Source organism: Dactylosporangium roseum (assembly GCF_025264685.1).
Taxonomy (GTDB): Bacteria; Actinomycetota; Actinomycetes; order Mycobacteriales; family Micromonosporaceae; genus Dactylosporangium; species Dactylosporangium roseum.
This window is the reverse complement of sequence record NZ_CP073721.1, coordinates 4,172,839-4,186,721: the sequence shown is the minus strand read 5'-3', so window position 1 is coordinate 4,186,721 and position 13,883 is coordinate 4,172,839. Positions and strand designations below refer to the sequence as shown.

The 13,883-nt window shown below is 71.8% G+C and carries 13 protein-coding genes; 8 read left to right on the top strand and 5 right to left on the bottom strand.

Annotation, left to right across the window (positions count from 1 at the left end; genetic code table 11):
- Window positions 1-115: 115 nt before the first annotated feature.
- The gene (locus tag Drose_RS19540; RefSeq protein WP_260722729.1) at window positions 116-892 is read right to left on the bottom strand and encodes a sulfite exporter TauE/SafE family protein; all 777 of its coding nucleotides are present in this window, start codon (window positions 890-892) and stop codon (window positions 116-118) included.
- Window positions 893-1,071: 179 nt separating this feature from the next.
- On the bottom strand, window positions 1,072-2,040 hold the full coding sequence (locus Drose_RS19535) for an SLAC1 family transporter (RefSeq protein WP_260722728.1): 969 nt from the start codon (window positions 2,038-2,040) through the stop codon (window positions 1,072-1,074).
- Window positions 2,041-2,420: 380 nt separating this feature from the next.
- Here Drose_RS19535 and Drose_RS19530 point away from each other — a divergent pair, with 380 nt between their 5' ends.
- The 6 genes from Drose_RS19530 (at window position 2,421) to Drose_RS19505 (ending at window position 8,795) form a co-directional block, all read left to right on the top strand.
- Window positions 2,421-3,494 carry a hypothetical protein gene (locus Drose_RS19530; RefSeq protein ID WP_260722727.1) on the top strand — a complete coding sequence of 358 codons (1,074 nt, stop codon included), beginning with the start codon at window positions 2,421-2,423 and terminating at the stop codon, window positions 3,492-3,494.
- Window positions 3,495-3,576: 82 nt separating this feature from the next.
- Complete coding sequence (locus tag Drose_RS19525; RefSeq protein ID WP_260722726.1) at window positions 3,577-5,121, top strand: phenylacetate--CoA ligase family protein; 1,545 nt, start codon at window positions 3,577-3,579, stop codon at window positions 5,119-5,121.
- A complete protein-coding gene (locus Drose_RS19520) occupies window positions 5,118-5,564 on the top strand; it encodes a DUF4188 domain-containing protein (RefSeq protein WP_260722725.1) in 447 nt (148 codons plus the stop codon). Before Drose_RS19525 ends, Drose_RS19520 begins: the two co-directional genes overlap by 4 nt.
- Window positions 5,565-5,575: 11 nt before the next feature.
- Window positions 5,576-6,628 (top strand): hypothetical protein, encoded by a 1,053-nt coding sequence (locus Drose_RS19515; RefSeq protein ID WP_260722724.1) that lies wholly within the window; start codon window positions 5,576-5,578, stop codon window positions 6,626-6,628.
- Entirely contained in the window at window positions 6,625-7,533 is a 909-nt protein-coding gene (locus tag Drose_RS19510; protein WP_260722723.1) for a nitroreductase family protein, read from the top strand. Before Drose_RS19515 ends, Drose_RS19510 begins: the two co-directional genes overlap by 4 nt.
- A gap of 371 nt (window positions 7,534-7,904) precedes the next feature.
- Window positions 7,905-8,795: a cation diffusion facilitator family transporter gene (locus tag Drose_RS19505; RefSeq protein WP_260722722.1), complete on the top strand. Its 891-nt coding sequence runs from the start codon at window positions 7,905-7,907 to the stop codon at window positions 8,793-8,795.
- Here the strand turns inward: Drose_RS19505 and Drose_RS19500 are convergent.
- On the bottom strand, window positions 8,792-8,986 hold the full coding sequence (locus Drose_RS19500) for a hypothetical protein (protein WP_260722721.1): 195 nt from the start codon (window positions 8,984-8,986) through the stop codon (window positions 8,792-8,794). The two genes, Drose_RS19505 and Drose_RS19500, sit on opposite strands and share 4 nt — an antisense overlap.
- A 615-nt stretch (window positions 8,987-9,601) precedes the next feature.
- Between Drose_RS19500 and fabV the strand changes: the two genes are divergently transcribed.
- A complete protein-coding gene (fabV, locus tag Drose_RS19495) occupies window positions 9,602-10,801 on the top strand; it encodes an enoyl-[acyl-carrier-protein] reductase FabV (RefSeq protein ID WP_260722720.1) in 1,200 nt (399 codons plus the stop codon).
- 6 nt (window positions 10,802-10,807) lie between these two features.
- Here the strand turns inward: fabV and Drose_RS19490 are convergent, their stop codons facing one another.
- A complete protein-coding gene (locus Drose_RS19490; protein WP_260722719.1) occupies window positions 10,808-10,978 on the bottom strand; it encodes a hypothetical protein in 171 nt (56 codons plus the stop codon).
- Between the two features lie 475 nt (window positions 10,979-11,453).
- On the opposite strand from Drose_RS19490, the gene Drose_RS19485 reads away from it, so the two are divergent.
- Window positions 11,454-12,818 carry a glycosyltransferase family 2 protein gene (locus Drose_RS19485; protein WP_260722718.1) on the top strand — a complete coding sequence of 455 codons (1,365 nt, stop codon included), beginning with the start codon at window positions 11,454-11,456 and terminating at the stop codon, window positions 12,816-12,818.
- A gap of 24 nt (window positions 12,819-12,842) precedes the next feature.
- Here the strand turns inward: Drose_RS19485 and Drose_RS19480 are convergent, their stop codons facing one another.
- On the bottom strand, window positions 12,843-13,844 hold the full coding sequence (locus tag Drose_RS19480) for a glycoside hydrolase family 5 protein (RefSeq protein ID WP_313899918.1): 1,002 nt from the start codon (window positions 13,842-13,844) through the stop codon (window positions 12,843-12,845).
- Window positions 13,845-13,883 lie beyond the last annotated feature (39 nt).

The window sequence follows — 13,883 nt, the reverse complement described above, 5'->3', positions numbered from 1 at the left end:
CGGCCGGTTCCGCGGCGGCCGGCACGGCACCGCCGCCGCCGTCCGGGCCCACGCCGCCGGCGGGCCCTCCCACGCGTTCAGACGCCGCGACGAGGGCGGCCGAGTTCGCCGGACGTCACCGGAGGAACACCAGGTTGACGATCGCCGCGGTGCCGATGGCGACGATCAGGGTGCGGATGAGGGCCGGTGAGAGGCGCCTGCCGAAGCGCGCACCGACCACGCCGCCGAGGGTGGCGCCGAGCGCGATCAGGAGGACGGCCGGCCAGTCGATCGATCCCCGGGCGACGAGCATGAAAGTGATCGCCGCGATCGTGTTGACCGACGCCACCAGCAGGTTCTTGATGGCCGTGAGCGACTGCATCGACTCGCTGGTCAGCATGCTCATCAGGCCCACGATGAGGATCCCTTGCGCCGCGCCGAAGTAGCCGCCGTAGACGCCGAGCACGAAGATCCCGACGGCGGCGGCCAAGCGGGTCGCGGGGGGCTCACCCGTTCCGTCCTCGGCGCGTTGCCGGCGTGCCGCGCGGCGCTGCACGACCGGGCCCGCCACCACCATCAGCACACCCACGGCGATCAGTGCCGGAACGATCGTCTTGAACGCCTCGGCGGGCAGGACGAGCAGCAGGACCGCGCCGACGACGCCGCCCGCGGTTGACGCGGGCAGGAGCACGCGAGCGGCGCCGCGCTGCTCGCGCAGTTCCCGGCGGTAGCCGAAGGTGCCGGAGAGGTTGCCGCCGACCAGGCCGATGTTGTTCGATATGTTCGCCACCAGCGGCGGGTATCCGCACAGCAGCAGCACGGGAAACGACACCAGGGTGCCGGAGCCGACGACGACGTTGATCATGCCCGCCCAGAACCCCGCGCCGAGGATCGCGGCCCACTGCAACCACACGACGAGACTGTCGGCGTGCCCGGGGTCGGCCATCACTGCCCGCCGGCTGCCGCGCCGCGGGTGAGGTCCGAGCGGGGCGGAACGGTCGTGGCCACGCCTCACCCTACCGCCGCGTGCCCGGACCACGCCCCGACCATGGGACCCGGGTCACCGGCCGGGCGGGCAGCGGCGCGGCGGGATCAGGAAAGCCTCGGCAGGAACCGGCGCCGGGCGAGCGCCGTCACGGTCCCGGCCGCGAGCGCGGCGATGAACGCGCTGATGGCGAGCAGCACGATCCAGGCCCACACCCGGTACCCCGGCGGGCGCGCATAGTCGATCCAGTGCAGCGCGAAGGTCGCGACGGCGGCGTAGGGAAACGCGAACGCCCAGAACCCGGCGGCGAAGTGCAGATGCCGGTACAGGCCGGCGAGGCGCACCTGGACGAGGGCCGCGAGCAGCGTGTATCCGGCAAGGAGGAAGGCCACGGCGTCGACCCGGCCCCGCGTGACGGACAGGTAGGCCAGCCCGGCCAGCGCGGGCGGCGCCACGTCGATCGCCAGCGTCGGTTGCAGTGCCGGCGGCAGCGGCGGCCGGAAGTACAGCCGGGCCAGGATGACCGACCCGATGAGCAGCCACGACACCAGACCCAACCCGAAGAACGTGCGCGCCGCACCCGGCCAGCCGGCGAGGGCGGCGCCGATGGCGGCGATCAGCCCGCCCGCGACAGCGGGCAGCACGTATCCAGGATGCAGCCTGTCCAGGTCGAGTTTTCCCACGATCCACTGACCGGACAGCCAGCCGGCCACCGCGATCGTGACGGCGGCGCACACCCCGAACAGCCACCGTCCCGCGGTGACCGTGTGCGGCATGAGGCCGATCGACAGCAGCATGCCGACGATCGGGATCAGCGACACGAACGGCGCCATCACCGGGTCGGCCAGCTCGGCGCGCCAGCCTCCCGGACGGCGCGGCACGTCCGGCAGATAGCCGGCCATGAGCACGAGCCAGACCACGCCGCAGGTGACGAACAGCACATCGGCCACGAGCCTGGGTGCCAGCCCCAGCAGTGCGGCGTAGCCCCAGCAGTTGGCGAGGCCGGCCAGACCGTACGAGATCCCGAACAGGTTCGGGGTGATCCCGGTGGTCGGCCGGGCCGTCCGCATACTCATCCGAGTCCTCCCGCGAAGGGTCGCCGGTCAGCGGTGCGCGATACGGATCCACCGGCCGACCAGCTACCCGGGGCGCGCCGGCTCATGCCCGTCCCGTCCGGGGAGCCGTGCCGCGACCGGTTCGTGCCAGCGGCGTTCCCCCGGCGGTGCGGTCGCGGAACGGCCGATCGCCACGGTCGCTTGTGGACGGTCAACCTCCGCCCCGCCCCGGGTCCGACGATCATCATCGGCGACCGGCGGGTCCGGGACGGTCCGGTTTCCGACGGTGCGCCCAGATATCCGGGACTGCGTTGCCCGGTCGCGCGGGTCACCCTACTGGTGTCGTCGGCACAAGATCGAACGGGCCGCGGCATCACCTCGACGAAGGACGCCTGACATCCATGCGCAAGTTCGTACCGGATCGGCACAGCAACAGCGCCACACATCGCGGGCACGCCCGCACCACGCCGACCGCGGGCTTCCTCGTGGCGGTGGCGCTTGCCGCGGCCGGCTGCTCCACCCCGCCGCCGGCCGCCCCGCAGGGGTCCGGGTCGCCGTCCGCGCCGCCGCCGTCCACCGCCGCCCCGGCACCGCCGGCCGCGGCGCCGACGCCCGCCGAGCGGCAGCCGGGCGACCTGCCGCGGGGACTCCTCTGGTACGACGCCGCCACCCGGACGGTCCACGTGTACAACCCGGCCACCGGCGCCCGGCTGCACCACTCCCCGGTCGCCGGGCTGCCCGCCGCGACGCCGGAGCTGCGGCGTCTGCTGCCGTCGCCGGACGGGCGGTGGGCGGCGTCGAGCGGCTGCGGTGACGTCCACGTGCTGCGGTGGACCGGGACCGGGTTCAGCGCCGTGGCCCGCCATCCCCGGCCCGGCGAGCAGTGCTTTCGGGACCCCCGGTTCCGCGACGGCCGGGTGTGGTGGGACATCGCCTACGAGTACGGCGCCTCCCAGCGGCGGGTGTCCACGGAGCTCGCGGCGCCGCAGACCCTGCGGGAGGAGGTGCTGCCGAAGTCCGCGCCGAGGCAGGAGACGCCGCTGTCCTCGGCCGACGGCACGTTCACCGCGACCGTGGTGGAACGGGACACCGGCCTGGAAGACCTCCGGCTGAAGTCGGTCGAGCCGAAGCAGTTCGAGTACCAGTGCGTCGACCGGCTCGACCGGACGACCCTGGCCTGCGGGTCGATCCCGCCGTCCTCGGGCCACACCCGTACGGAACCTTACGGCCGGATCGCGATCGCCACCGTCGACCTCGCCGCGAAGACCGTGACGGTCAGGTCCGCGCTCCCGGCGTCGGACCGGCAGGTCACCGAGTTTCTGGTCGATCCGGACGGCAGCCGCTTCCTGGTGCACCTGGACGACGGCTGGCACCTGATCTCCCGCGCCGCCGGAACGCCGCCGGCGCTGGTCACCCTGCCGGTGCCGACGGTCAACCGCTACAAGGGCGAGCAACAGGTCGTCTTCTGGCAGTGACGCCGGTTGAGCATCCGCACTCAGTGCCGGTTGAGTACTGACACTCAGGGAAACAACATTGAAGATCCACTACAGTCGGTTCATGGTGATGACCTTCGTTCGCCAGTGGACGCTGCGGTTCACCAGCTTCGCGCTGACCTGGCTCTACACGCTGTACCGGATCCATCCGGCGGTGTGGCGGCTCATGGCGCGCAACTACCGTCCGTACATGGGCCGCTTCGCCCGCCTGCACGCGTGGATGACCTGCCAGTTCGCGGCGATCGACGTGCCCGCGTACGGGGACTTCCTGCGCCGCAACAACTGGCGGTTCCGCTGGTTCGACCTCACGTCGTACCCGCCCACGGACAAGCAGTCATACGTCAAGGCGTACCCGGAGGACCGGCGGTGCCGGCACGGCGAGATCAAGATCGCCGGCAGCGTCGTCGACGAGTCCTCGGGTTCGTCCGGGCAGCCGTTCAACTGGGTCCGCAGCCGCCGCGAGCTGCACTCGGTCCACAAGAACCTGGCCGGCTACGCGACCATGGTGTTCCCGTCGAAGCGACGGTTCGTCATCAACGCCTACTCGATGGGCGCCTGGGCCACCGGTACCAACACCGGCATCGCCATGGCGAAGATCGCGATGGTGAAGAACACCGGCCCGGATCTGCAGAAGATCGCGGACACCCTGCGGCACTTCGGACCGGGCTTCGAGTACATCGTCACGGCCTACCCGCCGTTCCTCAAGCATCTGCGCGACAAGCTCGACGCCGAGGACTTCCCCTGGGCCGGGTACCGCATCAGCGGGCTGGTCGGCGGCGAGGGGATGACCGAGGCGCTGCGCGATTACCTGGAGGAGCGCTTCCTGAAGGTGCGCTCCGGCTACGGCGCCAGCGACCTGACGATCGGCGTCGCCGGGGAGACCGACTTCACCGTGTGGATCCGCCGCCGACTGCGCACCGACGCCGCCCTGCGGGCCGCGCTGCTCGGCGCCGACGAGCACCGCCTGCCGATGGTCTTCCAGTACAACCCCCTGGAGACGTACCTGGAGACCAACGCCGGCGACGAGGTGCTCTGCACGATCAACTCGACGGCGGTGCTCACCCCGAAGGTCCGCTACAACGTCGGCGACGAAGGGCGCCTGGTCACGTTCCCGGAGGCCCTCGCGGCGATCGGCGACCCGGCCGCGCGGGCCGATGCCGAGCGCGCCTGGCGGACCGACCGGATGCGGCTGCCGCTGCTGTTCCTGTTCGGCCGCAAGGACAGCACGATCTCGTACATGGGCGCGAACATCTATCCGCAGGACGTCGAGTACGGCCTCTACACCGGCAACCCACACGCCCACCTGCTGCAGAGTTTCTGCCTGGAGCTGACCGAGCAGGCCGACCTGGAGCGCCGGCCGGTCGTCAACCTGCAACTGCGCGAGCACCTGACGCTCGACCCGCGGGAACGGCAGGCTCTCGCCGACACCTGCCGCGACGGCGTCCTGCGCCACCTCAGCCAGGTCAGCCGCGACTTCGCCGAGTCCCTGGCCGAGGATCCGTCGGCGGCCGACCTGCGGGTGCGGGTCCACGACTTCGGCACCGGGCCGTTCGCGGGCACGGATGCGAAGATCAAGAATGTGTACCTCGTGAAAGGTGCGACGGCATGAGGACCTCCGACTTCTCCGCCGCGCCGCCGGTCGGCCGGGCGACCGCCATGTTCGTCGGCGCCACCCGGTACCGCGGGCCGCGCTCGATCCTCACGCTCACCCGTACCTGGTTCAAGATGGTCCGGCAGATGCGGCGGATGGACGGGTACCGCTGGCACACCGTGTACTACCAGTTCCCGTTCACACTCGGCACGATCGCGTTCTTCAGCGACCGCGACGCGTTGCTGAAGTTCGCCCGCAGCCGGCACCACCGCGACCTCATGTGCTGGGTCACCGACCACGGCACGCGCAACGCGACGGGCGGCTACATCCGCCTGTACAACGCCGAGCCCGAGGGCTACAGCAACGGTGTCTGGCGGGCCGAGGGCGACGGCATGGCGCACATCCCGGCCTTCACGCCGCTGTCCACCGAGACCGCCGGCCCGCCGGTACACCGCGCATGAAGGTGTCCCTTGTGGAGTCCCGGGCCGACCTGCGGGCGTTCGCCGAGTTCCCGCTCCGGCTCCACCCCACCGACCGGTACGTGCCGCTGCTGAGCTCGGTGATCGCGGCGCACCGGCGTGCCGCGGAGCTGTTCCTGGTCCGTGACCGGCGCGGTGCGGTGGTCGGGCGGACCAGCGCGCACCGCAGCGACGCGTTCGACGCCAAGGTCGGGCCCCGGCAGTTGTTCGGCCACACCGAGTTCGTCGACGACGACGCCGTCTTCGCGGCCGTCCTGGACACGGTCGAGGCCCGGGCCGGCGGCCGGCCGCTGTTCGGTCCGGTCGCGCTGCTGCCCAACCAGACCGGCGGGGTGATCACCTCGGGCTTCACCGAGCGCGGCTTCGTCGACTCGGCCTGGAACCCCGCGTACTACCCGGCGATGTACGAGCGGCACGGCTTCCGGCGCCGCTTCGAGGCCGACACCTGGCTCGTCGAGGATTTCTCCGACGGCGCCTTCGGGTTCGACGACGCCCGCGTCGAAGCCGAACGGCTCGTCATCCGCCACGGCTCGCGCCGGCGGTTCCGCGGCCAGTTGCCGATCCTGCGGGAGATGCTCAACGCCAGCTTCGCGCAGCTCGGCTACTACACCGAGATCTCCGCCGAGCAGTTGGCCGACCAGACCGACGGTCTGGCGTACCTGCTGGACGAGGCGCTGCTGCTCTGGCTGGAGAAGGCCGGCCGGCCGGTCGCGTTCGTGGTGACGGTGCCCGACATCTCGGAGTTCCTCATGGCGGTCGGCGGCCGGCTCGGCGTGCTCAACCAGCTCCGCCTGCTCGCCACCCGCGGCCGGTACCGGCGCGACGCGGTGCTCGTCATCAAGGGCACGGTGCCCGGCGAACAGGGCAAGGGATACCTGACGCTGCTGTCCCGGGAGCTGCACCGCAACCTGGCCGCCGGCGGTTACCGGACGCTGCGCAGCACCTTCGTCGAGCGGGAGAACACCGCCTCGGCCGCACAGTACCGGCGGGCCGGCGGACGGCCGCTGCACGGCTACACCTTCTACGAGAAGGGCGCCACGGCGTGACCTGGGTCGAGCGGTTGCGGGCGCACGAGGCCGTCTGCCGGCGGGCGCCGAGCGCCCACAACACGCAGCCGTGGCAGCCCGAGTACCGCGCCGACGAGGTCGTTGTCACGGTGGATCCGGCCCGCTCGCTGCCGGACTCGGATCCGACCGGCCGCGACCTCGACCTCGGCATCGGCGCGTTCGTCGAGACGTGCCTGATCGTCGCCGCCGGCCTGGGGCTGGCCGTCACCGCCGTGCCGGGTCCACGCCTGGTCCGGGCGACGACGACGTACCCCACCCCGTTCACGATCGCGGACGTCGAGGCCCGCCGGGTCGCGCGCGGCCGGTACGCCCCCGGGCTCCTCGACCCCGCGGTGCTCACCGAGCTCGGGCCCGGCCTCGCGCACGTCCCCGCCCGCGAGCTCGTGCGCGACCTCGCGGTCGCCGACCGGTGGATGTTCGGCACCCCGGCCGTCGCGCACGAGCTCCGCGACTGGCTGCGCCTCGACCCGCGCCATCCGCGCTACCACCTGGACGGCCTCACCGACCGCGCCCTCGTCCTGTCCCGCTTCGAGGCACGGTTGCTGGCGTCCGCGCTCCGCGCGTATCCGGTGACCCGCCGGCTGGGCCTCGCCACGCTCCTGGCCGCCGGCGGCCGGAGCCTGCTGCGCTACGACGGCAGCGTCCTGGTCCTGCTCGCCGACCGCGACGACCGGATCGCCGCCGGCCGGCGCCTGCTGCGGACGTGGCTCGCACTGGCCCGGCACGGCCTGGCGGTCCACCCGCTCAGTCAGCTCCTCGACTGCCCGCCGACCGCCGCGCGGCTCGCCGAGCGGGTCGGCGGCCGGCCGCTGGCGGTGTTCCGCGTCGGCCGGCCCCTGACCGAGCCCGTCCGCTCCGGCCGGATCCCGGCGCGGGTGCCCTGACCGGACCGGTCAGGATTCGGGCATCGCCCTGGCGCGGGAGGAGCCTGTCGTCTGGGTGTCGTACGTGCCGCTGGTCCCCCTCGCCTTGCTGCTGTTCACCGGTCTGTACCTGTTCGTGCTGCCGTACGCCACCAAGTGGCGCGGCCGGCGGCCCGCCGTCCCCGAGCCGTGATCCGGCACGTGACTCCGGCCGCATCACGATCCCGAGTCCGGGCGGTCGAGGTGCCAACCGGCACGCCGAGCCTGCCCCCGACGACCGCCTGGCGCCCGCCGGCCAACACATATTAGTATGCGCATGTGAACATGATTCTGCCGACCGCCGCTCCCGGGACGGCCCGCTGATGGGCCACGGACACGGACACGGCCAACCCGTGACCGCGACCGGGCGGCACCGGCGGGCGCTCGCGGGCGCGCTCGCCGTGTCGGTGGTGGTCTTCGCCGTCCAGGTCGTCGGCGCGGTCGTCACCGGCAGCCTGGCCCTGCTCGCCGACGCCGGGCACGTCCTGGCCGATGCCGGTGGGGTCGCCCTCGCGCTCGGCGCGGCGGTGCTGGCGGCCCGGCCCGCCTCCGGACAGCGCACGTTCGGCTGGGCACGCGCGGAGATCCTCGCCGCCGCGGTCAACGGCCTCGCGCTGGCCGGGATGGGCGTCTACGTGTTCGTCGAGGGCGTGCGCCGCCTGCTCGAACCGGCCGCCGTCGAGCCCGGCGGCATGGCGGTCTTCGCCGTCGCCGGCCTGCTCGGCAACCTGGCCGGGGTCGCGCTGCTCTACCGGGCCCGGGATGCCAGCCTCAACCTGCGGGGCGCGTTCCTCGAGGTCGCCACCGACACCGCGACGTCGGCCGGCGTCCTCGCCGCGGCCGCCGTGATCGCCGCTACCGGGTTCACCCGCGCGGACCCGATCGTGTCGATCCTCATCGGCCTCGTCATCGTCCCGCGCGCGGTGCGGCTGCTGCGCGAGGCGGTCGACGTGCTGCTCGAAGCCGCACCGGCCGGGGTCGACCTCGACCGGATCCGGTCCCACATCACCGGCCTCGACCACGTGCGGGGCGTGCACGACCTCCACGTCCACGCCGTCACCTCAGGACTGCCCGTCCTCACCGCCCACGTCGTCGTCGACGACTCCTGTTTCCACGACGGCCATGCCCCGCAACTGCTCGACGCCCTTCAGGCCTGCCTGGCCGGACACTTCGACGTCGAGCACTCCACGTTCCAGCTCGAGCCGGCCGGCCACGCCGACCACGAGCACCGCACCCACCCTTAGCGCCTGGCGGTGCACGCCGGCGCATGCTCGGTCAGCCACCGCAGCGCCTCCGCCAGCGCGACCGCGTCCTCGTCGGCGCCGCATCCGGTGCACCGCTCGGTCAGGTAGCCGGAGAGGTTCATCTCGACCCAGGCCTGCGCCCCGCCGGCGGTCGTGCGGACGTCCGACACGATCTCCCGATACTCCTCCACCGCACCATCGTGCCGCCGGCCACGGCCGGTCCCCGCGCCGGAGCGCACAACCACCCGGCCGATAACCCGTCGCGGGGACCGGCCGTGGCCGCGGGTGTCCACACGTGATCGCGGACCATCGGTGTCGCCGGGCTCGAAGGCCGCGCGGAGAAGCCGTACGGTCGTGCGGGCGGCTGTCCGCCGCTCGCGGTCACCGCCGGCCCCGGACCGGCGCGCTCCGGCCGGGCAAATCCATGATCATGGGAAAGATCTGGCTGTCGGGGCAGCCACGTCTTTCCCATGATCTGAAGTCGAGCGGCACGGCGGTGGATCTCGGTGGCGACGCCCCGAGGCCCCGCGCCCGAATCGTCGGCCCCGCCCGGGGTCGGCACGGGAGCTGGTGGGCTTGGCTCCGCGGCCTTGACCCCGGGGTCACAACACTGCTCCGCGATCATCAGGCGCAGCGCGCTCGCGGCCCGACGAACGGGGTGATCTTTGCCCCCGCCCTCGTCGCGCCGGTGGCCACGGCGCCCGGCACCGGGTCGCGGCGGCGTTCTCACCTGTGTATCGGCGCGCCGCTGTGACCGGTCGTGACACGATGTGGCTGCTTGTTCGTCCCAGTCAGAAGGGTCGCCAGTGTCTGAACGCATCGTGAGCCCGGCCGGACGTGGCTTCCTCCTGCTCGACTCGCATCCCGGCGGTTGTTTCCGGAGCGTCACGCAGATGCGGGCGGAGGCCGGGCCGCCGGCGCGGCCGCCGGCGGACGGGCCGGTCGCCCTGATCATCGGATCCAGCGCGGGCTACGGCCTGGCCGCCACCGTCGTGGGCCTGGCGCGGCACGGCATCCGCGGCGTGGGCATCGGTTTCGAGCGGCCGCCCGGGCGGCGCACCGCGACGGCCGGCTGGTACCGCACCATCGCGACCGACGCGATCGCCGGCGAGCTCGGCTGCGACTTCTCGTTCGTCAACGCCGACGCCTTCGCCGACACCACGAAGACCGACGTGCTGGACCTCATCGCCAAGCGCTTCGGCGGGCTGGACCACCTCGTCTACAGCGTCGCCGCGCCCCGGCGGACCGATCCCCGCACCGGGATCACGTACCAGTCGGTGATCAAGCCATTGGGCGCGGCGCACACCACCAAGACCCTGGAGTTCGACGGCGACGGCACGCCGGCGCTCCGGGAGATCGGTGCGGAGCCCGCGGACGACGCCGAGGCGGCCGCGACGGTGCGGGTCATGGGCGGCGAGGACTGGTCCCGCTGGATCACCGCGCTGGCCGAGCGGGACCTGCTGCGCGACGGATTCCGCACGGTCGCCCTGTCCTACATCGGCTCGGCCCTGACGTCGGCGATCTACCGTGACGGCACGATCGGCGCGGCCAAGGCGCACCTCGAGGCCACCGCCGACGGCCTCAGCGACAGGTTGTCGGCCGTGGGCGGCCGAGCGTTGACGTCGGTCAACGGGGCGGCGGTGACGCAGGCCGCGACCGCGATCCCCGGCATCGCGCTGTACGTCGGGGTCCTGCGCGCCGTGCTGGCGGAGCGCTTCCAGTCTCCGGTCGAGCAGTCGGTGCGGCTGTGGGATCAGCTCACCGGCGCGCGCCCGTTCGACCTGGACGAGGCGGGACGCATCCGGCTGGACCGCTGGGAGCTGGATCCGGCGGTGCAGGCGAAGGTCGCCGAACGGTGGGCGGCGATCACGCCCGCGACCGTCGCGGAGCTGGCGGACGTCGACTGGTTCCGGACGCAGTACCGCAATCTCTACGGATTCGACGTACCGGGCGTGGACTACAGCAGGCCGGTGGAGCCGGACCTGCCCTGGCCGGCGCCGCGCTGACGGCGGTCAGGCACCGGCAACCTCGATCGGTTCGGCGAGCGCGGCGGTGATCTCGCCGGCGAGCCGCGCCGCGACCCCGCCGGGGCTCGCGCGGGCCGTCAGCCGCCGCGCCACGGCGACCAGCGGCCCGTCGCCGACGTGGTACTGCACCCGCATGGACCTCGTCGGCAACTCCACCCCCACGACCGTGGGCGTCGTCGACCTGCGCGACGATCTCCCGCAACCACGCCGGCATCGCGGCGGGCGAGCATCCGCACACAACGCTGCCTGCTCAGGATACCGGCTTCGCGTACCGATTCCGCAGCTCCGGATCAGGAATCCGAGTGGTATTTCCCGGTCCGCCGCACGAACGGAATTCCGGTCCGCACGGCCGGCGGAGCGGGTGAGTGCCCGGCTCCCCCACGCCGGATTGGTCGAACTGTCCACGGGTAGCTGCTCATTGCCCGGCGACAACTACGAGCGCAGGGGAGAAACGAACATGGGAGGACCGAAAGCTGTCCCTCCGGATTGGGACGCCTGGCTTGATTGCGACGCCTGGGCCGCGGGCCGGGAAGCGCCGAGCGAGGGGCAGACCCGGGTCGCGCGGACCTTGTTCGGCCCGTGGCAGGCGCGCGAACTGCACCGCAGGCTCACTCGCTGGAGGCCGGCCTACTTGCCGCTCGTTCTCTCCTATCTGGTCATCGTGGTGACCGACTTCTGGCTCACCGACGAATTCACCGGCGTGCTGAGCTGGCCATTGACGGTGCTGTGGACGTGGCCCATTTTCACGACGCTCACCGGAATGGTCGGCATACGACGGACGCGCAAGGCACTGCGCGAGTCGGAGGCCCGATGGTCCGGTCACGGGCTGACGAGAAGCGAGGATTTCCTGATCGTCGTCGTCCCTACCATCGGCCGGCACGACACCTACCCCGCGCTCGAACGTTCGGTCCTGTCCTACATCGCCTATCTGCCCAGGTGTTTCCCCCGGCTCCGGATCGACCTCGTCATCGACGAGGGATGTGAGGCGGCGGACCGCATCGCCGGGCTGGCCGCCGGGAACGAGCTGATTCGGCTGGTCACGGTGCCGAGGCGGTACCGCACCGCCAACGGGACGAGGTTCAAGGCGCGGGCCACCCACTATTCGCATGAACTGCGGATCCGGGAGCGCGATAACCGCGACGACGTGTGGGTGCTGCACATGGACGACGACACGGGTGTCGGCCCCGACACCGCCCTGGCCATGGCGCGGTTCATCGCGGAGCAGGACGACGCCGGCCGCGACGCGAAGCACCTGGCCCAGGGCATCCTGACGTACCCGCGCGAATACGCCGTGAACAGGCTCATCTGGCTCGCGGACTCGGTCCGGCCCGCCGAGGACGTGGGGCGCTTCTCGGCCTGGACCGGCAGTGGCACGCCCCGCGCGGGCGTGCATGGTGAACTGCTGCTGGTGCGGGCCTCGATCGAGGCGACGATCGGCTGGGACTTCGGCCCGCGGAGCCTCGTCGAGGACGCCCAGTTCGCACTGATCTTCAGTGCTCGCTACGAGGGCCGCAGCGCCTGGTTCGGCGGGCGGTGTTACGGCGCGTCGCCGGCCAGCCTGCACGACTTCTTCCACCAGCGCGAGCGCTGGTCCTGGGGCCTGGCGGCCCTGGTGTTCGACCGGTCGCTGCAACTGCGGAACCGGCTGCTGCTCGGATACTCGGTGCTGTCGTGGGTGGTCGGCCCGATCCAGAATGTCGGGGTGGTGCTGCTCATCGCCATTCTTGTCGCCGACCCCAACACGTCTCCGGTAACGCTCGTCGTCATTCCGTTCTGGGCGCTGAACATGGCCTACACGATCTGGATGTACTGGGAGGGCCTGCGGATCAATGCCGGGGTCTCCAACGACGACCGGCGCAAGTGGTGGGAGCCGCTGGCCGTGGTCCTGCTGATTCCGATGTTCGGGTTGCTGGAGGGCGTCCCGGGGTTGCGCGGATTCGTGAAGTTCGCCCGTCGCACCGAGAACAGGTTCACGGTCATCGCAAAGCCGTCATGACACCGGCGTCCGGGCAGGACCGGGTCAGTCGGCCGGCGAGCCGCCGTACACGGTGGCCTCCTTCGAGGTCGCCCTGATGCCGTTGGCGCCGTTGAAGAGGCGCCGGCCCCATTCGGTCAACCGTCCGGGGTCGAAGCCGGTCGCCGTGTCGAGGTACTCGACGCCGCCGCTGTTGCCGCTCCATGACCAGCCCAGGTAGCCGATCCCGCGGGACTGCGCCTCGTTGATGATGGTGTCCTCGTCCACGTCGCCGTCGGTGTGCTTCCACCCGAACTCGCCGACCACCAGCGGCAGCCCGGCACTCCGGAAGGCGTCGTAGTAGTCGGTGACCTTCGCGGCGGTGCCGTACGCGCCGTACATGTGGACGGAGAACACGATGTTGCGCAGCGGGTCGCTGTCGAGCACCGATGCCGCGTTGCCGCGCATGATGCCCGACCAGTCCTGTCCCCAGTTCGGCCCGTCGACCATGATCAGATGCTTGAGCCCGGCGTCGCGCAGCTTCCTGATCGCTCCGCTCGTCGCGGCGGCCCATCCGGAGGTGTCGCTGTTGCCGTACGGCTCGTTGCCGATGTTGACCACGACGTAGCGCTCCTGGCCGGCCAGCACGCGCTTCAGCCCGGTCCAGTAGTCGGCGGCCTCGTCCAGCGTGATGGCGCCGTCGGTGTCGCCGTATCCGGTGGTGTCGTGGTTCTCCAGGACGCAGATGAGCCGGTGCCGCTTGCAGGTCGAGATGACGCCGGCCACCTCGTCGGCGCCGACGTCGCTCGTCAGCACCACCCGCACCGAGTTGGCGCCCAGCTCCTTGATGTCGGCGAACGACCGGCGCTGATCCTTCTTCCAGGCATACGGGTGGCTGACGCCGCGCATGACGAAGCTGGTGCCGTCGGCCTCGACGATGTCCCTGCCGCTGACGTGCAGCCCGACCCCGTCCTGCGGCGACTGCCGTGACTGCGCCGACCGCTCTGACCGCTCTGACCGGGCCGGCTGGGCGGCGGCGAACGCGAACGCGATGAGTGCGGCGCTCACCGCTCCCACGATAACAGTTGATTTTCTCATGCATTCTCT